We start from the raw sequence: 24,070 nt of genomic DNA on the forward strand, positions 1-24,070 counted from the left end.
GTTCACACCAATCAACCCAGTTGCGACAGGCGCTGCAGCATCTGGTCGGATGCCTGCACGGCCTTGCTGTTGATCTCATACGCGCGCTGCGTCTGGATCATGCTGACCAGTTCTTCCACCACGTTCACGTTGGACGCTTCCACGTAGTTCTGCTGCACCACGCCAGCGCCGTTCAGGCCCGGCACGGTGGTGTTGGGCGCGCCCGAGGCATCGGTCTGCACGTACAGGTTCTCGCCCATGCTTTCCAGGCCGGCTGGGTTCATGAAGGTGGCCAGCTGCAGCTGCCCCACCTGCACGTTGGCGCTGGAGCCCGGCTGCGTCACCGACACGGTGCCGTCGCGCGCGATGGTCATCGACAGCGTATTGGCCGGAATGGTGATGGCGGGCTGGATCACGAAGCCGCTGGAGGTCACCAGCTGGCCGTTCTGGTCCACCTGGAACGAGCCGTCGCGCGTGTATGCGGTGGTGCCGTCGGGCAGCGCCACCTGGAAGAAGCCCTGGCCCAGGATGGCCACGTCCTTGGCATTGCCGGTCTGCTGCGGGTTGCCCTGGGTGTGGATGCGCTCGGTGGCCACGGGGCGCACGCCGGTGCCCAGCTGCATGCCGGAAGGCAGCGTGGTCTGGTCCGACGACAGCGCGCCGGGCTGGCGGATGGTCTGGTACATCAGTTCCTCGAACACCGCGCGGCCGCGCTTGAAGCCGTTGGTCGACACGTTGGCCAGGTTGTTCGAGATCACGTCCATCTGCGTCTGCTGCGCATCGAGGCCGGTCTTGGCAATCCAGAGAGAGCGGATCATGGTGGTCCTTGCGTTGGTCCTGGCACGGCGCGCCGTGCCGGTCAGTCATTCAGGTCAGTTGGTCGAGAGCAGCTGGTTGGCGCGCTGCTCGTTGCCGTCGGCGCCCTGGATCATCTTCATCTGCATCTCGAAGCGGCGGGCATTGGCAATCATCTCGACCATGGCTTCGGTCGGGTTGACGTTGCTGCCTTCCAGAGCGCCCGAGATCACGCGCACAGTGGGATCGGCCTCCAGCGGCTGGGCGCCGGGGCGCAGGCGGAACAGGCCGTCATCGCCGCGCGCGATGGCGTCGTTGGGCGGGTTGACCACGCGCAGCCGGCCCACCGGCGCCAGGCCGGCGGAGGCTTCGCCGGGGCCGCGCGCGGTGATGGTGCCGTCGGTGCCGATGGTTACCTGCGAGCCTGGCGGCACCGCCAGCGGACCGCCGTCGCCCATCACCGGCAGGCCGGAGATGGTCTGCACCTGGCCGTCCTGCGCCACCTGCAGCGCGCCGGCACGGGTGTAGGCCTCGGTGCCGTCCGGTGCCTGCACCACCAGCCAGCCATTGCCCTGCAGCGCTACATCCAGCGTGCGGCCGGTGTAGGTCAGCGGACCGGCGCGCATGTCGGCGCCGGGGGTCGAGGCCAGCGTAAAGGCGCGCGTCCCCGCCTCCGGCCCCACCACCGGCACCGCGCGGTACAGGTTGACCTGCGCGCGGAAGGCCGGCGTGGAGACGTTGGCGAGGTTGTTCGATACCGCTGCTTGCTGGTCGAGTATCTGCTTGGCGCCCGACAGGGCAGTGTAGATCATGCGGTCCATGGCGGCGGCTCAGCTCAGCGTGGCGGTCACAGGTTGACCAGGGTCTGCATGACCGTGTCCTGCGCCTTGATGGTCTGCGCATTGGCCTGGTAGTTGCGCTGCGCAACGATCAGGTTGACCAGCTGGCCGGACAGGTCCACGTTGGAAGCTTCCACCGCATTGGAGCGCAGCGTGCCCATGCTGCCGCCGGCCGTACCGACCAGCGCCTGGCCGGAGGCACCGGTGGCCGACCACACGTTGTCGCCCTCCGGCTTCAGGCCTTCGACGTTGCCGAATGCGGCCATCACGATCTGGCCGAGCGGCTTGGTCTGCTCGTTGGAATAGCTGCCGGTGATGGTGCCGTCGCCATTGACCGAGAAGCCCAGCAGGCTGCCCGAGGTGTAGCCGTTCTGGCTGAGCTGCTTGACGTCGTTGTCGGCGCCGAACTGGGTGGTGCCGGTCAGGTCCAGCGCCATCGTCATGGCCTGCGCGCCGTTGGCGGCCGGCTGGGTCAGGGTCACGGCATTGGCCGCGGGCGACTTCAGCGCGCCGGCGTTGTCGAACGCGAGCGTGAGCGGTGCGCCGCCGACCGGGTTGCCGTTGACGTCGGTGACATACATCTTCCAGTCAGTGCCGCCGCCAACAGTGGGCGCGCCCCCTGACTTGGCGAAGTACGCCATCAGCTGCTGCTTGTTGCCCAGCGAGTCATAGACGTTGATCGCCGTGCTGTAGTTGAACATGCTGCTGTCGGGCGCGGGCGTCGTCGCCGGCGGCACGGCTGCCGTCGGGAACGGGTTGGCCGGCACCTTGCTGCGCGAATCCAGCTGGAACTTGGCCGTGATGTTGCTGGTGGCCTTGGGCTCCATCTGCGCGTTGCTGACCACCAGCGGCTGCGGCTGCACACCGGCACCGCCGGCCACGCCGGCGGGATAGCCGGTCACCTGCAGGCCCTGCATATTGGTGATGCGGCCGTCTTCCTGGCGCTGGAACTGGCCGTTGCGCGAGTAGTAGACCGCGCCTTCCGGGCTGGTCAGGCGGAAGAAGCCGTTGCCGTTGGTGATGGCCACGTCCAGCGCACGCCCGGAGGCTTCGATATTGCCCTGGTTGAAGGACTGCACCACCGAGTTCACGCGCACGCCCAGGCCGATCTTGGTGCCCGCGTAGATGTCGGCAAACTGCGCGGCCGATTGCTTGTAGCCAACCGTGTTGGCATTGGCGATGTTGTTGCCAATCACGTCCAGATTGGACGCGGCGGCGTTCAGGCCGCTTACCCCTTGACCGAAACCCATGATTGCTTCCTTTTGACTAGGCTGTCATTGAAGCCGGCCGGCGCCTGTGCGCTGCCGGCACCTGCGTTTTAGAGAATGCGCCGTACGTCGTCGACGTTCGCGGTCTGTCCGTCGCCCAGGTCCACCAGCACGCCGCTGGCGTCGCCGCTGATGCTCTGGACCTTGCCGTAGACCAGCGCCACCGGCTGCACCGAGGTGCCGTTGGCGGTGGCGGTCACCTTGAAGGTGTAGTCGCCGTCGGCCACGGCCGCGCCGGCGTTGTTCTTGCCGTCCCATGCGACGTTGTGCACGCCCGCGGTCTGCCCCTTCATGTCGATGGTGCGCACCACGTTGCCGTCCTTGTCGAGCACGTCGACGGTGACCGCATCCGCGGTCGACGGTAGGTCCAGGCCAAACTTGCCCGGTACGCCGCCTGCCACCGACACCTGCTTGCCCGGCACCATCACGGTATGGCCGATCAGCGCCGCGGAGTCCATGGCGCGGCTGGCGCTGACCTGCGACAGCAACTGCGACAGGGTGGCGTTCATGGTCTGCATGCCGCTGACCGTGCTGATCTGCGCCAGCTGCGAGGTCAGCTGCGCGTTGTCCATCGGGTTGAGCGGGTCCTGGTTGTTCATCTGCGTAACGAGCATGGTCAGGAAGTTGTTCTGCAGCTCGGACGCACTGGCGCTGCCGCTCTTGAGGGCATCGTTGATACCCTGGGTGTTGCTGTTGCTGCCTACCGCGGAGGTGGTTGTCATGTCGGTTCGTTGTCTGCGTGCGGGTGGAGGCGTTGCCGATACAGGCCGGGGCTTGTCACTGGCCGATCGTCAGCGTCTTGAGCATCATGTTCTTGGCGGTGTTGAGCACTTCCACGTTGGCCTGGTAGGAGCGCGAGGCCGAGATCATGTTGACCATCTCTTCCACCGGGTTGACGTTGGGCATCACCACATAGCCCTGGGCATTGGCCATGGGGTGCGTAGGGTTGTGCACCATGCGCGGCGGCGACGGGTCTTCCGACACGCCTCGCACCTGCACGCCGCCGATGTCCGTCTGCCCCGGCGTGGGCGCCATGCCGAACACGACCTGCTTGGCGCGATAGGCCTGGCCGTCGGGGCTGACCACGCTGTCGGCATTGGCCAGGTTGGAGGCGGTCACGTTCATGCGCTGCGACTGCGCGGCCATGGCCGAGCCCGCGACGTCGAAGATGTTCATTGCCGGCATGCGCTCTCTCCCTTACTGCTCGATTTATTGCTGGATCGCGGCCAGCATGGTCTTGATCTTCGAATTCATCACCGTCAGGCCGGACTCGAAGTGCACGGCGTTGTCGGCAAAGGCCACGCGCTCGGTATCCATTTCCACGGTGTTGCCGTCGACGCTGGACTGCAGCGGGATGCGGTAGGCCAGGTCGAATTCCTCGCGCCCCGGGGCCTGCGCGGGCAGATGGCGTATCGAGGTGGTGGACAGCGACATGCCTTCATTGCGGTGGCCGCGTTCGACGCTCTGCGCCAGCGTGCTGGAAAAATCAAAGTCGCGCGCCTTGTAGCCGGGCGTGTCCGCGTGCGCGATGTTGGAGGCAATCACCGACTGCCGCTGGTTGCGCAGGCTCAGCGCTTCCTGCTGGAAACGTAGTGCCGCGTCGAGTCTGTCAATCATCTGGCATCTCCCTGCTCACATGAACGGAGCGAACGACCTTCTTCAGGGTTGCCATCTTAGGCGGCGACCTGTCACGCCAATCGGATGAATAAGGACGGGAAATCCATGCATTTCGGCCTGCCCTCGCGCGAGGGGCTGCCTACAATGGGACCCCGATGACAGATGTAAACGGGCGCGCGGCCAGTCACGGGGCGGTGCGCCAGGCATGCCATCCATGCCGTGCCGTCCTTGCCGGGAAGTCCAGATGAAACAGAATCGCCGCAACGCCCGCAGCCTGGCGCAAGCCCTGCTGGCGGCCTGCCTGCTTGGGCCGGCCGCCGCCGGTGCCGCGCCGGCGCAGGTCATGCCCGTCGCCATGCAGGCGCCGGCCGCGCACGGCCAGCAGCAGGCTGCTTATGCAGGCAACCCCGCTGCCAGCCCCTTTGCCGAAGACCCCGCGCGCGTTGCCGTCGAACGCTTCCTGCTGCAGCAGACCGCCGGCCTGCCGGGCAAGGTCAGCGTGCAGGTGGCGCCGCCTTCGGGCGGCCGCGCGCCGGATTGCCTTGCGCCCGACCCGTTCCTGCCCGCCGGCACGTCGACGTGGGGCCGCGTCTCCGTCGGCGTGCGCTGCGGCGGCGAGCGGCCGTGGGTGCGCTACATGCAGGCGCGCGTGTCGGTGCTGACTGATTACTACGTCGCCGCACGCGCGCTGGGCCCGGGCGAGCCGGTCAGCCAGGCCGATATCGAAGTCCGCCAGGGCGACCTGGGCACGCTGCCACGCGCGGTGATCACCGATCCGGCGCAGCTTGCCGGCGCGGTCACCGCCAACCGTATTGCCGCGGGCTCGCCGATACGCGCCGACCTGCTGCGCAAGGGCATCGCCGTGCGCCAGGGCCAGACCGTCACCGTGGCCGTGGAGGGCGATGCCTTCCAGATCACCAGCGAAGGCAAGGTGCTGGCCGATGCCGCCACCGGCAACACCGTGCAGGTACGCCTGCGCAGCGGCCAGGTGGTCAACGGGCTGGTACGCAGCGGCGACACCGTGGTGCTGCAGTAGCCCACCGTAAGTGCCTTGATCGTGGCCAAAAGACTGGAAACCCGTGGCAAGCGGCATGCGAAAATGCCGCCGAAACCGCTGCGCGTCGAAATCGGGGCGAGCGCCCTAAAGAATTCGCCGGCGCGACCGTAATGCCATAGGAAACCAGCAAGGAACGCCCCGTGAAGATCAACCACACCGCCTCGTCCCGGCCCGCCGACGCCCCCGCGGGCGACGCCGCCGCCCGGCCCCAGGCCGCGCCGGCCAGCGCCGCGGCGCCGTCCGCCGGCCTGAGCGTCAGCCCGCTGGCCGCCCAGGTACGCGACATCAGCGCCCGCCTGATGCAGCCCACGGACGACGATATCGACACCGCCAAGGTCGAAGAGATCCGCCAGGCCATCGCCGAGGGCCGGATCAGGATCGACCCGGGCAAGATTGCCGACGGCCTGCTCGCGACCCTGCGCGAGCTTGGCCAGGCCGAACCCCGCTAGCCCAAATGAACCAGAGCCTGATCCAGTCCCTGCAGCGCGAAACCGAAGGCATCCAGGCCTTCGGCCAACTCCTCGCCGAAGAGCGCGACGCCCTCAAGCGGGGCGACTTCCAGTCCCTGAGCGGACTGCTGACGCGCAAGGTTGAACTGGGCCAGGCCCTGTCCCGCCAGCTCAAGGCCCGCGAAGCCCAGATGGGCACGCTGGGCCTGCGCGCCGGCCCCGAAGGCCAGCTGCTCGGCCGCCAGGTCGACCCGGCCGTGGCCGACGCCTGGCGCCAGCTGATCTTCGCCGCCCGCACCGCGCGCGACGGCAACGCCCTGAACGGCGCCGTCGTCAACGCCCACCTCGACTTCACCCGCGAAGCCATCCAGGCGCTGCGCCAGCATAGTGGCGGGGATGCGGGGTTGTATGGGAAGGATGGGAAGGCTGCGGCTGGAGCGGGTGGGGTGAGTCTGGCAGCGGGTTGAAGCTATCGCCTGATGTTCCGTTCTTTCCTACCGAAACCCCACCACCAACTCATTGCTGCGCCCCTGCAGCACCGGCACCAGGCTACCCTGCCCCGGCACCCGGAACGCGAATACAAAGCCCTTGGTGGCATCATCCCCGAAGAACGCATCGGTCTTGCCTTCCGCCTGCGGCAGCAGCACGCAGCGCTGGGCATTGCAGAGATAGGCTTGCAGTTCCAGGGGTGGGGTTTTGGCGAAGCTGTAGCGCCAGCGCACCGACGTGATGACCCCTTCTGACTGCGGCAAGACGCCGATGGGCAGGATCGGCGGCGACACAGCACGCTGTCCGCGGCCGTAGAGTGCCGGCCCGTTGACCGATCCGGTCCAGGCATGGCGGGTGCCGCCCTCGATGGCGGCCCAGGCGCAGGCCGATACGGCAGCCAGCAGGCAGCAAGCGCCGCGCGCGGCGCGGCCCATCCTCTGCATCACAGCAAGCCGCGCAACTGGTTGCGCAGCCGCGTGATCGCCTGGCCGCGGATCTGGCACACGCGCGACTCGGTCACATCGAGCACCGCGCCGATCTCGCGCAGGTTCAGCTCCTGGTCGTAGCACAGCGACAGCACCAGCTTCTCGCGCTCGGGCAGCCGGTCGATGGCGCGGATCAGCGCCTCGCGCATGCCGCTTTCCATCAGCACGGTCAGCGGGTTGCCGTCATCGCTGCCGCCAAGGTGCCGGTCCAGGAAGTCTTCTTCGCCGGAGCGCTCGAAATCCTCGTAGTGCAGTAGCTGGCAACCATAGACCTCATTGAGCAGCAACTGGTATTCGTCCAGCGCCATCTCCATGGCCTCGGCCACTTCGGAGTCGACCGGCGCGCGCCCGAGCTTCTGCTCCAGCCCTCGCTGCGTGCGCTCGATGCGCCGGGTGAACTGGCGCAGGCTGCGCGACTGCCAGTCGTTGGCGCGCACCTCGTCAAGCATGGCGCCGCGGATGCGCTGGCTGGCATAGGTCTCAAAGCGCGCGCCGTGGGTGTCTTCATAGCGCTTGGCGGCATCCAGCAGGCCGATCATGCCGGCCTGGATCAGGTCGTCGATCTGCACGCTGGCAGGCAGCCTGGCGGCCAGTTGCAGAGCGATGCGGCGCACCAGCTGTGCATGCGCCTTGACCACATCGGCCTGTTCGAGCTTTCCCTGGATCGTGTACATGGTGCAATTCTCGTGAATGCTGGATTGCTGGACCGCCACAACGTGGGCGGGGGCTGGCTCAGGGTCTGGTTCGGTGAGATGGCATGACTGGCAGGCTCACGCCATTGCGGCTGCGGGCACGGGGGCGGACGCGTCCGCGCGCAGCGGCCAGGCGCCGATGCCGCCGGCGGTGCGGCGCAGCGCGGTGGTGGCCGGCGCCGCCGGAAACGCCTCGACCACGCAGCGCCCCAGTTGCACGCCGCGCGCCACTAGCGGGTCGGATGGCAACCAGCCCGCGCACAACGCCTCGACGCCCAGGTACTGGCTGGCCGTGCGCGCTAGATTGCGCAGGATTGCCTGCACCGTGGCCTCGCTCGCCGCCATGTTGACGATCAGGTGGAACTGGCGCCAGGCATACAGGTGATGCAGGCGCTTGATGCAGGCGTAGGCGGCGGTGATCGACGCGAGCTCAGGCCGCATTACGATCAGCACATTGTGCGCGCCGCCCGCGAGCGGCGACAGCGCGCCGTCGGCATCGACGCCGGCATCCACCAGCACGCTGCGAAAGCCACTCGCGGCAGCAGCCGACAAGGCGCTGCCCGGCACAGGCCGGCCAGCCGGCAGTACCGACAGCACGCCACCGGGACCGGTGCCTGCAGCAGCTTCCAGCGGCAGGCGGCCTGCGCTGACATCGGCCAGGGTGCCGGCGGGCCTGGCGCCGGACAGCCGCGTGGCGCGCGCCGCGGCAGCGTCTTCGTCGACCAGCAGCACGCGTTCGCCCTGCATGGCCAGCGCGTGCGATAAGCCCAGGGCCACGGTGGTCGCGCCGGCACCGCCTTCGCTGGCGACCACGGCGATACGGCGCGTCGTGCGCGGCGCCAGCATCCGGCGCAGGCTCTCGGCCTGGTCCATGGCGAGGGCGCTCACTGCAGGACCTCCATGGCTTCAGCGGACACGGCGGTGCCGCGGCCCGGATAGTTTTCCAGCACGTCGAGCAATGCCAGCATGCGGCCCATGCCTTCATTGAGCACCGTGCCCGGCACCGGCGCGCCCTGGCGCGCCGTGCGGCCAGCCAGGCGCGCGAGGAAGGCGGGCGCGGCCGCGGTCGGCGCGTGTTCCAGGCGCAGCACCGAGAGGCCCAGTTGCAGCGCGGCCAGCGCAGCGCCGGCGGCGTGGCCGCTTTCGGCGTCCTGGGCGAAGTGGTCGATGGCGTGGCGCAGCGTGCGCAGGCGCGCATCGGCTGCGTCGGTCCACAAGGCCCAGCGCGCCACCTGCGCGGCCTCCTGCGCCAGCGCCGGGTCGCACAGCAGGTAACGGGTATCCAGCAGTTCGCCGGTGGCGCGGTCGGCCAGGCGGGCCACCACCAGGCAGGCATCGATGCCGCCTTCGGGGGTGCCCTTGCCGCGCACCGGGCTGTCCGGTACGCGCACTTCGGCGCTGGCCAGCCAGCGCACGGCTTCACGCTCGCGCACGGTGTCCTCGCCGACGGCGTGGAAGGTCAGCGTGTCGGCCAGCGCATCGAGCTTCCAGGCGGCGCCGGCGCTGACTACGCGCGCGGTCTTGCGAGCGCTGGCCACCCAGCGCTCGCCGGCCTGCTGCCAGCGTGCCAGCATGGCGGCGGACGGTATGGCATCAATCAGGTTGACCACCTTGCGCGCGGCGCTCATGGCGGCGCGCAGGCTGGCGGCATCGGACTCGGCTTCGCCCAGCGGTTGGCCGGCACGGCCGGTCGAGGTCACGGTGGCGGCCAGCGGCATGCCGTCGCGGTCGGCGAACCACAGCGTGTGCTGCATCGGCTGCGGCGTGCGGCGGCCGGGCACGGCCACTTGCAGCGTGGCGGCGCTGGCCAGCACGTATTGCTCGCACTGGCGGGTCACGTCGCGGCAGACCGCTTCGCGCACCTGCTGCGACATGGCGCGCAGGGCCGGGGCGTCGGCGCCGCGCTGTTGCCACAGCGAGCGGGCCAGGTCGAGGCCCAGGCCCGCGCCATTGAGTTCTGCCACGCACTGGCTCAGCGCGTCCGCGCTGTCGCTCAGCGAGCGCAGCACCTCGTCGGCGCCGCCACGCGCGGGCACCTCGTCATCGGTGCCGGCGCTGCGCCGGCGTGCGGCGTCCGCATCGGCAAATACCGAACCGCGGCGCGGCGTCAGGAAGGCGCGCTCCACCAGCGCGGTGCTGTTGGCCAGCTCAAGGTGCTCGGGCACGCGCTGGCCGGTGGAGGCGTAGAACACCGGCAGGCGATGGCGGATCACCACGTCCAGCACCGAGCCCAAGTGGGTGGCTTCGTCCAGCTTGCTGATGATGCAGCCGTCGATGCCGCCGCCATCGGGCGCGGCGTCATGGCGGTAGGCATGCACCACTTCATTGAGGGTATCGCCGTGGCTGGCGCCGTTGAGCAGCAGCACGCGCTGCACCGGCGCGGGCACGCCGGCCAGCATGGCGATCTGTTCCGACAGGCTGCGGTCGCGCTGGCTCATGCCGACGGTGTCGATGATCACCAGGTGCTTGTCCTTCATCGCCGCCAACGCGAAGCGCAGGTCGGCGGCATCCTTCACCGCATGCACCGGCACGCCGAGGATGTCGCCGTAGATGCGCAGCTGTTCGTGCGCGCCGATACGGAAGCTGTCGGTGGTCAGCAGCGCCAGCTTGTCGGCACCGTGGCGCAGCACGAAGCGCGCCGCCAGCTTGGCCGTGGTGGTGGTCTTGCCCACGCCGGTGGGGCCCACCAGCGCCAGCACGCCGCCTTGCGCGAACAGGCTGTCCTCGTCGCCCAGCACCGGCAGCTTGCTGGCCAGTTCGGTGCGGATCCAGCCCATGGCCGCGGGGCGGTCGTAGCCCAGTGGCAGCCGCGCCAGCAGCGTGCGCGCCAGTTGCCCGGAGAAGCCGGCGCCGACCATCCATTCAAACAGGGATTCGCGCAGCGGGTCGCTGGCGGCCACGCCGTGCGCTGCCGCGCTTGCAACCGCGCTTGGGGCAGGGTTGATCCCGGCCAGCTGGCGCTCCAGCATCGCGCGCATCGATTGCAGCTCACCGCGCAGGTCGCTGATGGCGGCGGGCTCAACCACCGGCGCGGGTGGCACGTAGACCTGCGCCGTGGCCTGCACGCTGCCCAGATCCGTATCGCGCATGGCGACAATCTCCACGCCGCCCTCGATGGTGCGGTTGGACAGCACCACGGCGTCCGGACCCATGGCTTCGCGCACCTGGCGCATGGCTTCGCGGCCGTTGGCCGCGACAAACTTGGCTACGCTCATCTATGACTCCTCACGCGCCGATCATGGCGGTGATGCGGATATTGCGGTTGTCCGGCACCTCGGCATGCGACAGCACCCTCAGCTGCGGCATGGTGCGCCGCAGGAAGCGCGCCATCAGCGGGCGCAGCTGCGACGGCACCAGCAGCACCGGGTCCATGCCCATCTGTTCCTGGCGCGTGACCGCGCCCTGGGTCTGCTGCAGCAACGCATCGGCCAGGCCCGGCTCGATCCCGCCACCATTGGTCAGAGCCTGCGACAGCACGCGCTCCAGGCCGGCATCCAGGCCGATCACCTGCAGGTCGGCGTTGTTCGGGAACAGCTGCTGCGTGATGGCGCGGCCCAGCGCCACGCGCACCATCGCGGTCAGCTCGTTCGGGTCGCTGATCTTGGGCGCATGCTCGGCCACCACATCCAGGATGGTGCGCATGTCACGGATGGGCACGCCTTCGTCCAGCAGGTTCTGCAGGATCTTCTGCAGCGCGGTCAGCGAAATGGCCTTCGGCACCAGGTCTTCGGTCAGCTTGGGCGAGTCCTTGGCGATGCGGTCCAGCAGCGCCTGCACTTCCTGGCGGCCCAGCAGCTCGGCGGCGTGCATGTGGATCAGGTGGTTCAGGTGCGTGGCCACCACCGTGCTGGCATCGACCACGGTATAGCCGTAGGACTGCGCCTGCTCCTTGATGCCCGCGTCGATCCAGACGGCCGGCAGGCCGAAGGCGGGGTCGCGCGTGGCCGCGCCCGGCAGCGTGCCGCTGACCTGCCCGGGGTTGATCGCCATCCACTGCCCCGGCATGGCTTCGCCGCGGCCGATCTCCACGCCCTTGAGCGTGATGCGGTAGGCGTTGGGCTTGAGTTCCAGGTTGTCGCGGATATGCACCACCGGCACCAGGAAACCGATCTCCTGCGCCACCTTTTTGCGGATGCTCTTGATGCGGCCCAGCAGCTCACCGTCCTGCGCGCGGTCCACCAGCGTGATCAGGCGGTAGCCCACTTCCATGCCGAGCGGGTCGACTAGCGTGACGTCGTCCCAGCTGGCTTCAGTGGATTCCTGCGCCACCGCCGGGGTGCGCTCCTCGCGCCGCTTGACCTGCTCCTGCGTGGCGGCGCGGCGCGACATATAACGGCCCATCCACACCAGCACGCCCGCCAGCAGCAGGAAGGCAAAATGCGGCATGCCCGGGATGATGCCCATCAGGCCGATGATGCCCGCGGTCAGGTACAGCACGCGCGGGTTGGCGAAAAGCTGGCCGGTGAGCTGCTCGCCCACGTCCTGCTCGTTCGACACGCGCGACACGATCACGCCGGCGGCGGTGGAGATCACCAGCGCCGGGATCTGCGCCACCAGGCCGTCGCCGATGGTCAGCAGCGTGTAGTTGTGCACGGCGGTGCCGAAGTCCAGGTCGTGCTGCACCATGCCCACCACCATGCCGGCGGCAACGTTGATGAACATGATCAGCAGGCCCGCCACGGCATCGCCGCGCACGAATTTGCTGGCGCCGTCCATGGCGCCGTAGAAGTCGGACTCCTGCGCCACTTCGGCGCGGCGCTTCTTGGCGGCGGCTTCGTCGATCAGGCCGGCGTTCAGGTCGGCATCGATCGACATCTGCTTGCCGGGCATCGAATCCAGCATAAAGCGCGCGCCCACTTCGGCGATACGGCCCGCACCCTTGGTGATCACCATGAAGTTGATCACCACCAGGATCGCGAACACCACGATGCCGACCGCGAAGTTGCCGCCCACCAGGAAGTGGCCGAATGCCTCCACCACCTTGCCGGCAGCGTCCGGGCCGGTATGGCCTTCGAGCAGCACCACGCGCGTGGACGCCACGTTCAGCGACAGGCGCAGCAGCGTGGTGAACAGCAGCACCGCCGGGAAGGCGGCAAAGTCCAGCGGCTTCTGCGTGTACATGCTGACCAGCAGCACCATGATCGCCAGCGCGATATTGAAGGTGAACAGGAGGTCCAGCACAAAGGCCGGCAGCGGCAGGATCATCATCCCCAGGATCATGATGATCAGCAGCGGACCGGTCATGGCCTTGAGCTGGCCGGCGGAGCGCAGGCCGGGCAGGTTGAACAGGTTGCTCAGAGCGTTCATTCGCGCATTTCCGGTACGGCGAGTTCATCGGGCACCGGCAGGTCCGCGGGCGCCTGCGGCTGCGGGCCCTGCGAGTAGTGCCAGTGCTTCAGTTGATAGACCCAGGCCAGCACTTCGGCCACGGCGGTATAGAGTCCGGCGGGGATTTCCTGGCCCAGCTCCACGTGGCGGTGCAGCGCACGCGCCAGCGGCGGGGCCGACATCAGCGGCACGCGGTGCTCGGCGGCCAGCTCGCGGATGCGGGCGGCAATATCGCCGGTGCCCTTGGCCACCACGCGCGGCGCGCCCATGCGCCCTTCCTCATAGCGCAGCGCCACGGCAAAGTGGGTGGGGTTGGTCACCACCACGTCGGCCTTGGGCACTTCGGTCATCATGCGGCGGCGCGCCATGGCGCGCTGCTGCTGGCGGATGCGGCCCTTGATATGCGGGTCGCCCTCGCTTTCCTTGAATTCCTGCTTGACCTCTTCCTTGGTCATGCGCAGCTTCTTGAAGTACTCCCAGTACTGCCACGGCACGTCGATGGCCGCCACCACCAGCAGCGACAGCGACACCACCAGGCAGCAATTCATGACCAGGTCGACCATGTGCAGCAGTGCTTCCTGCACCGGCGCATTCATCAGCGCGATGGCCTCGGGCAGGCGCCGCCACAGCACCCAGGCGCCCACGCTGCCCACCAGCAGCGACTTGGCCACGGCCTTGAGCAGCTCCACCAGCGAATGCGCGGAGAACATCCGGCCCAGCCCCGCCAGCGGCGACAGGCGCGAGAACTGCGGCGCGAAGGACTTGCCCGAGAACACCCAGCCCCCCAGCAGCAACGGCGCCGCCAGCGCGGCAACGCCGAACAGGAACAGCAGCGGCAGGAAGGCCAGCAGGCTGTCCCACACCATCATGGAAAAGCGCGACAGCATGCGTGAGGTATCGAACGCCGTTGCCGGCTCGAATCGCAGCGCCCCCTGCATCACCTGGTTCAGGCTGCGGCCCAGATGGCCGCCCAGCGTCCACAGGCCGGTCACGCCGGCAATCAGCATGACGAACGTGGCGAGCTCGCGCGAACGCACCACCTGCCCCTCCTCGCGCGCCTTTTCCAGGCGCCGGGGTGAGGCGGGTTCGGTTTTCTCGAGGTCGCTTTCTTCGGACATCCATGCTCCGTGCGAAGCGGCAGGCCGCTATTCGTCAGCAGGGATTATCGAAGCGGGACAGCCTTCCCATTCATGGGAAAAGGCGGGGGAATTGGGTGTTGTTTGGGAAATCAGGGGCCTGGTGGCGTTAACGGCGCCTGATTGGGAGGACTTTAGGCGTGGATGGGGAGGCGGGCATCGGGAGATGCCCGCGCGAACTACGTCAGGCCGGTCCCCTCACAAAACCAGAGCCATGATAGTCAGTCCGTGCCGTACTTCGGCGACCGCGGCCCATACAGGATGCCGCCAGGCGTACCCGCCGAGAGCAGTTGCTGGCTCGTCCTGCCGGCCACCCCATAGGCGGCATCCGACACGCTGCTGATCGCGTGCGCAATGGCCGTCCCGATCAGCGCTCCGATCAACCCACCGCCAGCGTTACCCGACTGATTGTTGGCAGCCGACGCCTGTCCGGTCCAGAGCGTCTTGCCCGTCCTCAGGTCCAGGAGCTTCGCTTCGGCGGCGACAACGGTTGTGCTGCTGACGACCTGGAACTTCGAACCATAGTCGGTCACGGTGATGTACAGCGCGGTGTCCGCGCCGAAGATTTCGCGCAGCTTCGCGGGCGCCACCGCGTGGATGTCGCCCGGTATCGTCAGCCCGTTCTGGCGAAAGGTCTCGTCAACCAGCGCGACCGGCAGCACGTAGTAGCCGGATTCCGCCAGCGGCTGTGTGGCCTGCGACAGCATGGCGTAAGTGGCCTTCACGTCCGGCGAGTTGTTCAGCGGCGGCAGCACCACAATCGAGCGGGGGTGGCTTTCCTTGAAGGCGGCGTAATCCACGTTCTTCGTCGGCGCGGCACAGCCGGCTGCCAGCATGGCGACGCCCAGCAGCATCAGGACGCGATGGAACAGCTTGCTCATTTCTTCTCTCCCTTGCGTTTGACGTTCTTCAGCAGGAAGTCCACATAGGCTCCCGACTCGGGAAACAGCGCCTTCTCGGTCTGGAATTCGCGGACCATTTCGTCATCCTTGCCGATATCGACATACAGCATGCCGAGGTGCGCGTGGTAGCCGGGCGGCGGGGTATTGCCGGCCGCCATGATTTTCTGCAGGTCGCGCTCCAGCACCTCGATCTGGGCTTGCTTCGGTTCGCCCTTGAAGTACTGGTAGACCTGCGGCTGGTAGCCTTCCCACTGATACAGGGGCTTGGCGGGAGCCGCGCAGCCTGTCAACAATGCGCTTGCGACCAGGGCAGGCACCGCCAGGCGCTGCGGCTGGAACAATGTCTTCACGATTTGTCCTTGACTGGGTTTTTGGAATCAGGGGGTGACGGGCTTCCAGGCGCCGCTTTCGATGCCGCTGACCAGATTGGTCACGGCTTCGCGCATGGCGAGGTCGAGCACCTTCCCGTTGAGCGTCGAGTCATAGCTGGACGTGCCGCCAAAGCCGACTACCTCCCGGCTCGACAGCGAGTACTCGCCCGCGCCCTGGGCGGTGAACACGACTTCCGAGGTCGCAATATTGACCACGTTGAGCGCGACCTTGGCATACGCCACCTGCGACTTGCCGCGGCCCAGGATGCCGAACAGTTGCTGGTCGCCGGTTTCCTTGCGGCCGAACTCGGTCACGTCGCCGGTGATCACGTAGTCGGCCCCCTTCAAGCGCTGAGCCTGGCTCTTGATGGCTGCCTCGCGCTTGATCTCGTCCATGTTGTCGCGGTCGAGCACATTGAAGCGGTTGGTCTGTTGCAGGTGCGTGATCAGCACGGTCTTGGCCTGGCCGCCCAGCCGGTCGACGCCGTCGGAGAACACGCCGCGCATGTAGCTCGAACGGTTGTCGAATTTACCGACCGAAATCGGCGTGCGGACGCCGGCGTAGGGACGGCTGGCGCTCTCGACCTTCTGCACCGGCAGCGCCGTGGACGATTCGGTGGCACAGCCGCCGAGCATGGCGAGTAGCCCGGCCGCGGCGACCAGGGATATGGCCGTCACTTTGTTCATGCGATCTTCTCCTTCAGTTGGGTCAACACTACATTCATGCTCTGGCACAGCAGCAAGTCGATACTCCGCCCCGTTCGGGCGGGTGACCGGGCAGCCGGGCGTCACCTCGCTGGTCAGTCTTCGACGGCGCGGGAGCGCAGACGATTCGGCGGCGCCCGCCAGAGGAGGCCAAGGCTAGCCACTGTACCCAGCCCAGTCTGGCGTCGGGATCGGAGGATTCCGAATCGGGTGGCGGACATTTCCGCAGTTCGTCGGGGCAATGTGGCAGCCAGTCCGAGCATGACCTAGGCCGTCGCGCACCCGCAATCCGGCGCCGCAAAGGGCTTCAGCCTAGCGCACGCGAGAAGCTCCACCTACACGCCATCACAATCGTTCACATTCCTTGGGCGCCCAGGGCGCCGGCCCGACAGGAGGTGGAGGTTGACGGCAGCGCCCCGCTGAGGGCGGGGCGCCGATAAACGAAATGCCTTGCCGCGAGGCACGCGCCTGCCCTCACGCCCTGCCCCTATCCCGCAGGCGGGAGAGGGGAGCAAACCGGCGGGAGAGCTCAGCTCACCAGGCTCTCAGAACCCCAGACTGGCCAACAGATCATCCACCTGCGCCTGGTCCGAAACCACGTCCGGCTTGCCCTCCGGACTGATCTGCGGCCCGTTCAGCAGCGTGGCGGCCGGCGCTTCCACGCGGCGCTCGGACGGCACGTTGTCGATCAGCACCTGCAGCAGCTCCTGCTCCAGCGCGCGGATCATGTCCATCATCTTCTTGATGACCTGGCCGGTCAGGTCCTGGAAGTCCTGCGCCATCATGATGTCGAGCAGATGGCTGTTGGTGGCGCGGGCCTGGGCGGGCACCTCGGACAGGAAGGCGCGGGTGTCTAGCACCAGCGAACGGGCGTCGGCCAGCTCCACCGGCTGCTCGAACCAGGCGTCCCAGCGCTTGTCCAGGGTTTCGGCCTGCTGCTCGATACCGGACTGGATCGGCTGCGCCAGCTCGACCGCGTTGAGCGTGCGCTCGGCGGCCTGCTCGGTCATGGCGGCGATGTAGTTCAGCCGGTCGCGCGCATCGGGGATGGCCTGCGCGGCGCGTTCGATCTCCTTGTCCAGGCCGAGCTCGCGCATATTGTCGCGCAGCATCCGCGTCAGGTTGCCGATGCGCAGGATCAGTTGCTCGGCGGAATCATTGCTCAGGGTCGGGGTCATGGAAACGCGCCTCCGCCTCAGCCGCCGAGCTTCTCGAAGATCTTGGTGATCTTCTCGTCCAACGTGGCGGCCGTGAACGGCTTGACCACGTAGCCGTTGGCACCGGCCTGGGCCGCGGCGATGATGTTCTCTTTCTTGGCTTCGGCGGTCACCATCAGCACCGGGATCTTGCCGATATTGGCGTCGGCGCGGATCGCCTGCAGCATGGTCAGGCCGTCCATATTGGGCATGTTCCAGTCCGAGATCACGAACTGAAAGCTGCCATCCTTGGCCTTCTCCAGGCCGGCGGCGCCGTCCTCGGCTTCCTCGACGTTGACGAAACCCAGCTCTTTGAGCAGGTTGCGGATGATCCGGCGCATGGTCGGGAAATCATCCACGACCAGGATCTTGATGCTCTTGTCCACTTTGAGGGCTCCAGAAAATACAGTGTTGGCTTGTTGCCAGGACGAGCGCTGCGCGCCGGCATGCGCGCCCCGCTCGGCCCGATTTCGTTTACACTCGCTGCGCGCGCGTGCCGTATGTGGCCAGGCGCGCCATCACGCGCTGGGTCATCGCCGGCAAGGGCACGACTTCATGCACGCCGCCGGTGGCGATCGCCTCCTTCGGCATGCCAAACACAATGCATGTGTGCTCGTCCTGGGCCAGGTTGTAGGCACCGGCCTCGCGCATGCGCAGCATGCCGCGCGCGCCGTCCTTGCCCATGCCGGTCAGAATCACGCCGATCACGTTCTTGCCGCCATGCTGCGCGGCCGAATCGAACAGCACGTCGACCGACGGGCGGTGACGGTTGACCGGCGCTTCCTGCGACAGGTGCGCGACATAGTTGGCGCCGCTGCGCGCGAGCAGCAGGTGCGAATCGCCCGGCGCGATGTACGCATGGCCGGGCAGCACGCGCTCGCCGTGCACGGCTTCCTTGACCGTGATGCGGCACAGGCCATCCAGCCGCTGCGCGAACGAGCGCGTGAAGCCGGCCGGCATATGCTGGACGATCATCACCGCGGGGCTGTCGGGCGGCAGCGGCATCAGGAATTCCTTGATGGCCTCGGTGCCGCCGGTGGAGGCGCCCAGGATGATCAGCTTTTCGGTCGACAGCAGCGGGCTGCGCAGCATCGGCACGGGCTCGGCGCCGGCCGCTGTCGGCGCGGCTGGCTGCGCGGCCGCGCGCACGCGGGCGCGCGACGCGGCGCGCAGCTTGTCGGCGATGGTGTGGGTGTATTCCAGCAGCCCGTCGCGGATGCCCAGCTTGGGCTTGGTGACAAAGTCCACCGCGCCCAGCTCCAGCGCGCGCATGGTGATCTCCGAACCACGCTCGGTCAGCGACGACACCATCAGCACCGGCATCGGCCGCAGCCGCATCAGGCGCTCCAGGAAGTCCAGGCCGTCCATGCGCGGCATTTCGACGTCCAGCGTCAGCACATCCGGGTTCAGGCGCTTGATCAGGTCGCGCGCCACCAGCGGGTCGGGCGCGGTGCCGACCACTTCCATGTCGGGCTGGCTGTTGATGATCTCCGTCATCAGGCTGCGGATCAGCGCGGAATCGTCCACGCAGAGCACCTTGATCTTGGCGGCAGTCATGATTGATCGTGCTTGGTTTGGTTTCAGGGAAGCTGGCGCGCAAAGGACTGCCGCGCAAACAGTTCAGGCGATTGCGCCGGCGCCCGGGCCGAGGTGGCAATGGCGCGGGCCAGGGCGCGCTCGTCGCGCGCCACCGAAACCTGGTCGTCCTGCCGCGTCAGGCGGCGTACCAGCGCCAGCCCGCCGACCGGGAAGTAGCTGACACGGCGCGCATGCGGGCCGCGCAGGTCCTGCGCCGCAACGCGGATCTCCTCGGTCTTCAGGTAGCGCAGCACGAAGTCCGCGTTGCGGTCGCCGATATTCAGCGTGGTCATATTGGCCAGCACCGCCCCGCCGCCGAAGACCTTGGCCTCCAGCCGCTCGCGGCGCGCGCCCATCTTGAGCAGTTCGTTGATCAGCACTTCCAGCGCATAGCTGCCGTAGCGCATCGACGCCGACAGCATGCGGTCGGCGCTGCCGTCGTCATCGGGCAGCATGAAGTGGTTCATGCCGCCCACGCCGGCGCTCTCGTCGCGGATGCAGGCCGCCACGCACGAGCCCAGCACGGTGGTCAGCACCACGTCCTCGCGGGTCACGTAGTACTCGTTGGGCAACAGCTTGATGGCCTGCTTGCCGAACTCGCGGTCGAAATATGTGCGCGTGGCAAGGGCTTCGGGCAGATGGGGCGTGCGCATCACGGCCTTCCCGCCCTGGCCGCATCCGGCGCCAGTTCATAAACGGTCTGCCCGCGCAGCTGGAAGGCGCGCGTGACATAAGAGAAGTTCTCCGAGTGGCCGGCAAAGAGCAGCCCGTGCGGCTTGAGCAGCGGCACGAAGCGCTCCAGGATGCGTCCCTGGGTCGGCTTGTCGAAGTAGATCATCACGTTGCGGCAGAAGATGGCGTCGAACTGCTCGCGCATGCCCCAGTCGGGCGCGAGCAGGTTCAGCGGCTCGAACGCGATGGTGGCGGCCAGCTCCGGCTTGACCTTGACCGAACCGGTGCGCGGCCCGGTGCCCTTCAGGAAGAAGCGCTTGAGCCGTTCCGGCGACAGCCGCGCGACCTGCTCCGCGGAATACACGCCGCCGCGGGCCTTGGCCAGCACCTGGGTGTCGATGTCAGTGGCCAGCACCGTGCCGGCACGGTCGCCCAGCGCTTCGGCCAGCGTGATGGCGATCGAGTACGGCTCCTCGCCGGTGGACGCGGCCGAGCACCAGACGCTGTAGGGGCGCCCGGTCTTCCTGGCATGCTCGGCCAGCAGCGGGAAGTGATGGGCCTCGCGGAAGAACGAGGTCAGGTTGGTGGTCAGCGCATTGGTGAAGAACTCCCACTCCGACGAGCGGTCGTCCGCGTCCAGCAGCGCCAGGTACGAGGCGAAGTCCGACAGCTGCAGCGCGCGCAGCCGGCGCACCAGCCGGCTGTAGACCATCTCGCGCTTATGGCTGCCCAGCGAGATGCCCGCGCGCCGGTGGATCAGCGCGCGGATTTTCTCGAAGTCGCGTTCGGTCAGCAGGAAGTCGCGTGCATCGTCGCGCCGCAGGATGGCGCCCGGCGCAAGGACCGACCCGGTCTGGCCGGGAACGCTGGCGGCGGTGCGGAACGGCGTCATGGGATGTGCTTCAGTGGTGCGTGCGCTGGGTCAGGCCAGCTCGGCCTCGACCAGCGCCATCTCCGCGCTGGTCATCAGGCGTTCGATATCGATCAGCACCAGCATGCGGCCGTCGATGGTGCCCAGCCCGGTCAGGTGCTCGGTTGAGATCGACACGCCGAACTCCGGCGCGGGCTTGATCGCATCGCCCGTCAGCGTCAGCACGTCGGACACGCCATCCACCACGATGCCGACCACGCGGCCGGCCACGTTCAGGATGATGACCACGGTCTGGTGGTCGTAGCGCACGTTGCCCAGGCGGAACTTCAGGCGCAGGTCGACGATCGGCACGATCACGCCGCGCAGGTTGGTCACGCCCTTGATGAAGTCCGGCGCGCTGGAGATGCGGGTCACGGTCTCGTAGCTGCGGATCTCCTGCACCTTGAGGATGTCGATGCCGTATTCCTCCGACCCCAGCGTGAAGACCAGGAACTCCTGGCCCGAAGCGTCGCTTCCGGGGGTATCGATGTGTCCGATGCCGGCCATGATGTCTCGTTCTCCTGTGTTTGGACGATGGGTGTTGGCCGCTTATTGCGCCAGCGCCGGTTCCTGCCGGCGCACGCCGGTGCGCTGCAGCGCGCCGACATCGACGATCAGCGCCACGCTGCCGTCGCCAAGGATGGTCGCCGCCGAGATGCATGGCACCTTGCGGTAGTTGGTTTCCAGGTTCTTCAGCACCACCTGGTGCTGGCCGATCAGCTGGTCCACCAGCAGCGCAAAGCGCTTCCCCTCGGCCTGCAGGATCACAGCGATGCCCTGCGTGGGTTCCTGCAGCGCGCCGGCCACGTTGAACACGCGGTGCATTTCCAGCAGCGGCAGGTATTCGCCGCGCACGTGCATGACGCGATCGGAGTTGGCGGCGGTGTGGACATCCTCGGCCTTGGGCTGCAGCGACTCCATCACGCAGTTCAGCGGCAGGATGAAGGTCTCTTCGCCCACCTTGACCGACATGCCGTCCAGGATCGCCAGCGTCAGCGGCAGCACGATGCGGATGGTGGTGCCCAGGCCCGGGCGCGAGCTGATCTGGACGTGGCCGCCCATCTCCTGGATATTGCGCTTGACCACGTCCATGCCAACGCCGCGGCCGGACACGTCGGTGACGACTTCGGCGGTGGAAAAGCCCGGCGCGAAGATCAGCTGCCAGACCTCTTCATCGGTGATGGCCTCGGACACCGGCAGGCCGTTCTGGATGGCCTTGGCCAGGATGCGCTCGCGGTTCAGGCCGCCGCCGTCGTCGCTGACTTCAATGACGATATTGCCGCCATGGTGCTGCGCGGACAGGATCAGCTGGCCGGTCGCGTCCTTGCCGGCGGCCACGCGCTTGTCAGGGGTTTCGATGCCGTGGTCCAGGCTGTTGCGCACCAGGTGGGTGAGCGGATCGATGATGCGTTCGATCAGGCTCTTGTCCAGTTCGGTGGCCTTGCCGAAGGTGACCAGGTCGATCTGCTTGCCAAGCTTGCTGGCCAGGTCGCGCACCAGCCGCGGGAAGCGCGAGAACACGTAGTCCATCGGCATCATGCGGATCGACATCACCGCTTCCTGCAGGTCGCGCGCGTTGCGCTCGAGCTGGCCCATGCCGGAGAACAGGCGGTCGAACAGCACCGGGTCCAGCGCAGAGGCGGTCTGCGCCAGCATCGACTGCGTGATCACCAGCTCGCCCACCAGGTTGATGATCTGGTCGACCTTTTCGGTCGGCACGCGGATCGAGCCTTCGCCCTGCGCGGCGCTCGCCTGCGGCTTGGCCTTCTCGCGCGCGGCAGCGGGCGCTGCCGCCGCTGCTACGGGGGCCGCCGCGACCGGGACGGGCGCCGGGACCGGCGCCTCGACCACCGCTGGGGCGGCGGCAGGTGCCTCGGCTTCGGCTTCGATCACGATCTGGTCCAGATCGATCACGAAGCAGCACACCGCGATGATGTCGTCGGCGCTGCACTGGGTGTTGAGCCACACCACCAGTTCGCCATTCACCTCCTGCTGGCCGGTGATCTCGCCCAGGTTGGCCAGTTCCTCGCGCAGCAGCGCCTGGTCAGAGGCGGAAACCCGGATCAGGCGGATCTTGAGCCCGCCGCCCGTGGCAGCGGCAGCGGGGGTCATTGCGGCAACAGGAGCGGGCGCCGGGGCCGGGGCGGCAGTTGCGCCAGCATCGCCGGCGGCTTCCTGCGCCAGCTGTTGCAGCACGGCGCAGATGCGCGCCAGCGTTTCCGGATCGGGTTCGGTGCCGTTGCGGTAGGCGTTGAGCTGGTCTTGCAACACGTCCTTGGTTTCCAGAAAGGTGTCGATGATGGTCCTGGTCAACGCCAGTTCCTGCCGGCGCGTGCGGTCCAGCAGGTTCTCGAAAATATGGGTGGTCTCGGTCAGCGCCGCGAAGCCGAAGGTGGCGGCCCCGCCCTTGATGGAGTGCGCCGCCCGGAAGATCGCGTTCAAATGCTCGGGATCGGGCGACTCAATGTCCAGGCCGAGCAGCAGCTGCTCCATTTCGACGAGCAGTTCTTCCGCTTCCTCGAAGAAGGTCTGGTAAAACTGTGTGATATCGATATCGACAGACATGGCGTCCTGAGTCACTTGGTTACTGCACTGGCGCTGCCGCAGCGGCTGCGCGTCATGGTTTGCTGCCCGTCGGCGCAGGCGCGGGCGCGGAGGCCGCTGCTAGCCCCGCCTGCATCTCCTGCACAGCCTTGCCGGCCTGCGCCGCCACCGAGACCTCTGCGGCGCTGGCGTTCTCGGCCTCGAAGCGCGCCTGGGCCTTATGGTTGAGCACCACGATGCTGATGCGCCGGTTCACCGGCGCCAGCAGGTCTTCCTTGTCCAGCGGCATGGTTGCGGCCAGGCCCAGCACGCGCAGCACCTTGCCCTCCTGCATGCCGCCGGCGATCAGCTCGCGGCGCGAAGCGTTGGCGCGGTCGCCCGACAGCTCCCAGTTGCTGTAGGTGCGCTCGCCGTTGGAATAGTTGGCCGCATCGGTATGGCCCGACAGGCTGACCTTGTTGGGCAGCTCGTTCAGCACCGGCCCGATCTCGCGCAGGATGGTGCGCATATAGGTCTCGACCGTGGCGCTGCCGGTGCGGAACATGGGCCGGTTCTGCGTATCCAGGATCTGGATGCGCAGCCCCTCGCTGGTGATGTCCAGCAGCAGCTGCGGCCGGAACTGGCGCAGCACTGGGTTGTTCTCAATGATCTGCTCAAGGCGCTGCTTGAGCGCGCGCAGGCGCTGCGCTTCCTGCTGCTCGTTGCGCCGCTGCTCGTCGCTGGGTTCGTTGGCGCGCGCGCGCATGGTGTCGCCGTCCTTGCGCAGCGCGTCCTGGCCGCCGCCCGGGATCACGCTGGGCGTCTGGCTGCTCCTCTCGCCGCCGACGACGGCCACCTTGAGCGGCATGCGGAAGTACTCGGCAATGCCTTCCAGCGTCTTCTTGTTGGCGCTGGAGAGCAGCCACAGCACCAGGAACAGCGCCATCATCGCGGTCATGAAGTCGGCGTAGGCGATCTTCCAGCTGTGGTTGCCATGCGGTTTGGCGTGCGATTTCGCCCGGCGGACGATGATCGGACGCATATCGTGTGCGCTGCTCATGACGGTGCCCCTTGCTGCT

The 24,070-nt window shown here is 67.6% G+C and carries 26 protein-coding genes; 3 read left to right on the forward strand and 23 right to left on the reverse strand.

Annotation, left to right across the window (positions count from 1 at the left end; genetic code table 11):
• Positions 1 to 11: 11 nt before the first annotated feature.
• The 6 genes from flgG to flgB all read right to left on the reverse strand — a co-directional run bounded on the left by flgG (position 12) and on the right by flgB (position 4,498).
• On the reverse strand, positions 12 to 797 hold the full coding sequence (gene flgG, locus AC1Q7H_RS07415) for a flagellar basal-body rod protein FlgG (RefSeq protein ID WP_010812663.1): 786 nt from the start codon (positions 795 to 797) through the stop codon (positions 12 to 14).
• A 54-nt stretch (positions 798 to 851) separates the two neighbouring features.
• The gene (locus AC1Q7H_RS07420; protein ID WP_013951960.1) at positions 852 to 1,595 is read right to left on the reverse strand and encodes a flagellar basal body rod protein FlgF; all 744 of its coding nucleotides are present in this window, start codon (positions 1,593 to 1,595) and stop codon (positions 852 to 854) included.
• Between the two features lie 26 nt (positions 1,596 to 1,621).
• Entirely contained in the window at positions 1,622 to 2,863 is a 1,242-nt protein-coding gene (flgE, locus tag AC1Q7H_RS07425) for a flagellar hook protein FlgE (protein WP_013951959.1), read from the reverse strand.
• Positions 2,864 to 2,931: 68 nt separating this feature from the next.
• Positions 2,932 to 3,603: a flagellar hook assembly protein FlgD gene (gene flgD, locus AC1Q7H_RS07430; RefSeq protein WP_013951958.1), complete on the reverse strand. Its 672-nt coding sequence runs from the start codon at positions 3,601 to 3,603 to the stop codon at positions 2,932 to 2,934.
• Between the two features lie 55 nt (positions 3,604 to 3,658).
• Entirely contained in the window at positions 3,659 to 4,066 is a 408-nt protein-coding gene (gene flgC / locus AC1Q7H_RS07435; RefSeq protein WP_010812667.1) for a flagellar basal body rod protein FlgC, read from the reverse strand.
• A 24-nt stretch (positions 4,067 to 4,090) separates the two neighbouring features.
• Positions 4,091 to 4,498, reverse strand: coding sequence for a flagellar basal body rod protein FlgB (flgB, locus tag AC1Q7H_RS07440; RefSeq protein ID WP_013951957.1), 408 nt, complete (start codon positions 4,496 to 4,498; stop codon positions 4,091 to 4,093).
• 244 nt (positions 4,499 to 4,742) lie between these two features.
• Between flgB and flgA the strand changes: the two genes are divergently transcribed.
• From flgA to AC1Q7H_RS07455, 3 genes are all read left to right on the forward strand, one after another.
• Positions 4,743 to 5,534: a flagellar basal body P-ring formation chaperone FlgA gene (flgA, locus tag AC1Q7H_RS07445; RefSeq protein ID WP_492381085.1), complete on the forward strand. Its 792-nt coding sequence runs from the start codon at positions 4,743 to 4,745 to the stop codon at positions 5,532 to 5,534.
• Positions 5,535 to 5,695: 161 nt separating this feature from the next.
• A complete protein-coding gene (flgM, locus tag AC1Q7H_RS07450; protein ID WP_013951955.1) occupies positions 5,696 to 6,004 on the forward strand; it encodes a flagellar biosynthesis anti-sigma factor FlgM in 309 nt (102 codons plus the stop codon).
• Positions 6,005 to 6,009: 5 nt separating this feature from the next.
• Complete coding sequence (locus tag AC1Q7H_RS07455; protein ID WP_013951954.1) at positions 6,010 to 6,471, forward strand: flagellar protein FlgN; 462 nt, start codon at positions 6,010 to 6,012, stop codon at positions 6,469 to 6,471.
• A gap of 27 nt (positions 6,472 to 6,498) precedes the next feature.
• Here AC1Q7H_RS07455 and AC1Q7H_RS07460 read toward each other — a convergent pair whose 3' ends face one another.
• The 17 genes from AC1Q7H_RS07460 to motB all read right to left on the reverse strand — a co-directional run bounded on the left by AC1Q7H_RS07460 (position 6,499) and on the right by motB (position 24,051).
• A complete protein-coding gene (locus tag AC1Q7H_RS07460; RefSeq protein WP_041228771.1) occupies positions 6,499 to 6,936 on the reverse strand; it encodes a flagellar protein FlhE in 438 nt (145 codons plus the stop codon).
• The gene (locus AC1Q7H_RS07465) at positions 6,936 to 7,652 is read right to left on the reverse strand and encodes an RNA polymerase sigma factor FliA (protein WP_013951952.1); all 717 of its coding nucleotides are present in this window, start codon (positions 7,650 to 7,652) and stop codon (positions 6,936 to 6,938) included. Before AC1Q7H_RS07465 ends, AC1Q7H_RS07460 begins: the two co-directional genes overlap by 1 nt.
• Before the next feature lie 96 nt (positions 7,653 to 7,748).
• Positions 7,749 to 8,543 carry a MinD/ParA family ATP-binding protein gene (locus AC1Q7H_RS07470; protein WP_492377795.1) on the reverse strand — a complete coding sequence of 265 codons (795 nt, stop codon included), beginning with the start codon at positions 8,541 to 8,543 and terminating at the stop codon, positions 7,749 to 7,751.
• 11 nt (positions 8,544 to 8,554) lie between these two features.
• Entirely contained in the window at positions 8,555 to 10,885 is a 2,331-nt protein-coding gene (gene flhF, locus AC1Q7H_RS07475) for a flagellar biosynthesis GTPase FlhF (protein ID WP_492377771.1), read from the reverse strand.
• Positions 10,886 to 10,895: 10 nt separating this feature from the next.
• Positions 10,896 to 12,977, reverse strand: coding sequence for a flagellar biosynthesis protein FlhA (gene flhA / locus AC1Q7H_RS07480; protein ID WP_492377772.1), 2,082 nt, complete (start codon positions 12,975 to 12,977; stop codon positions 10,896 to 10,898).
• Positions 12,974 to 14,116: a flagellar biosynthesis protein FlhB gene (gene flhB / locus AC1Q7H_RS07485; protein ID WP_013951948.1), complete on the reverse strand. Its 1,143-nt coding sequence runs from the start codon at positions 14,114 to 14,116 to the stop codon at positions 12,974 to 12,976. Before flhB ends, flhA begins: the two co-directional genes overlap by 4 nt.
• A gap of 239 nt (positions 14,117 to 14,355) precedes the next feature.
• Complete coding sequence (locus AC1Q7H_RS07490) at positions 14,356 to 15,015, reverse strand: DUF799 domain-containing protein (protein WP_211979571.1); 660 nt, start codon at positions 15,013 to 15,015, stop codon at positions 14,356 to 14,358.
• On the reverse strand, positions 15,012 to 15,386 hold the full coding sequence (locus AC1Q7H_RS07495; protein WP_211979570.1) for a DUF4810 domain-containing protein: 375 nt from the start codon (positions 15,384 to 15,386) through the stop codon (positions 15,012 to 15,014). Before AC1Q7H_RS07495 ends, AC1Q7H_RS07490 begins: the two co-directional genes overlap by 4 nt.
• Before the next feature lie 27 nt (positions 15,387 to 15,413).
• Positions 15,414 to 16,094, reverse strand: coding sequence for a CsgG/HfaB family protein (locus AC1Q7H_RS07500; protein WP_211979569.1), 681 nt, complete (start codon positions 16,092 to 16,094; stop codon positions 15,414 to 15,416).
• A gap of 563 nt (positions 16,095 to 16,657) precedes the next feature.
• Positions 16,658 to 17,290, reverse strand: a complete 633-nt coding sequence (cheZ, locus tag AC1Q7H_RS07505; RefSeq protein WP_013951944.1) for a protein phosphatase CheZ — start codon at positions 17,288 to 17,290, stop codon at positions 16,658 to 16,660.
• Between the two features lie 17 nt (positions 17,291 to 17,307).
• The gene (cheY, locus tag AC1Q7H_RS07510; protein WP_011616433.1) at positions 17,308 to 17,694 is read right to left on the reverse strand and encodes a chemotaxis response regulator CheY; all 387 of its coding nucleotides are present in this window, start codon (positions 17,692 to 17,694) and stop codon (positions 17,308 to 17,310) included.
• 88 nt (positions 17,695 to 17,782) lie between these two features.
• A complete protein-coding gene (locus AC1Q7H_RS07515; protein WP_013951943.1) occupies positions 17,783 to 18,865 on the reverse strand; it encodes a protein-glutamate methylesterase/protein-glutamine glutaminase in 1,083 nt (360 codons plus the stop codon).
• A gap of 23 nt (positions 18,866 to 18,888) precedes the next feature.
• Positions 18,889 to 19,539 carry a chemoreceptor glutamine deamidase CheD gene (gene cheD, locus AC1Q7H_RS07520; RefSeq protein ID WP_013951942.1) on the reverse strand — a complete coding sequence of 217 codons (651 nt, stop codon included), beginning with the start codon at positions 19,537 to 19,539 and terminating at the stop codon, positions 18,889 to 18,891.
• Positions 19,539 to 20,450, reverse strand: a complete 912-nt coding sequence (locus AC1Q7H_RS07525) for a CheR family methyltransferase (RefSeq protein WP_492377775.1) — start codon at positions 20,448 to 20,450, stop codon at positions 19,539 to 19,541. Before AC1Q7H_RS07525 ends, cheD begins: the two co-directional genes overlap by 1 nt.
• 30 nt (positions 20,451 to 20,480) lie before the next feature.
• Positions 20,481 to 20,975 carry a chemotaxis protein CheW gene (locus AC1Q7H_RS07530; protein WP_010812708.1) on the reverse strand — a complete coding sequence of 165 codons (495 nt, stop codon included), beginning with the start codon at positions 20,973 to 20,975 and terminating at the stop codon, positions 20,481 to 20,483.
• 42 nt (positions 20,976 to 21,017) lie between these two features.
• Positions 21,018 to 23,033, reverse strand: a complete 2,016-nt coding sequence (cheA, locus tag AC1Q7H_RS07535; RefSeq protein ID WP_492381104.1) for a chemotaxis protein CheA — start codon at positions 23,031 to 23,033, stop codon at positions 21,018 to 21,020.
• Positions 23,034 to 23,085: 52 nt separating this feature from the next.
• On the reverse strand, positions 23,086 to 24,051 hold the full coding sequence (gene motB / locus AC1Q7H_RS07540; RefSeq protein ID WP_013951939.1) for a flagellar motor protein MotB: 966 nt from the start codon (positions 24,049 to 24,051) through the stop codon (positions 23,086 to 23,088).
• Positions 24,052 to 24,070 lie beyond the last annotated feature (19 nt).

The sequence above is a fragment of the Cupriavidus sp. GW823-FHT06D04 genome (assembly GCF_058795055.1).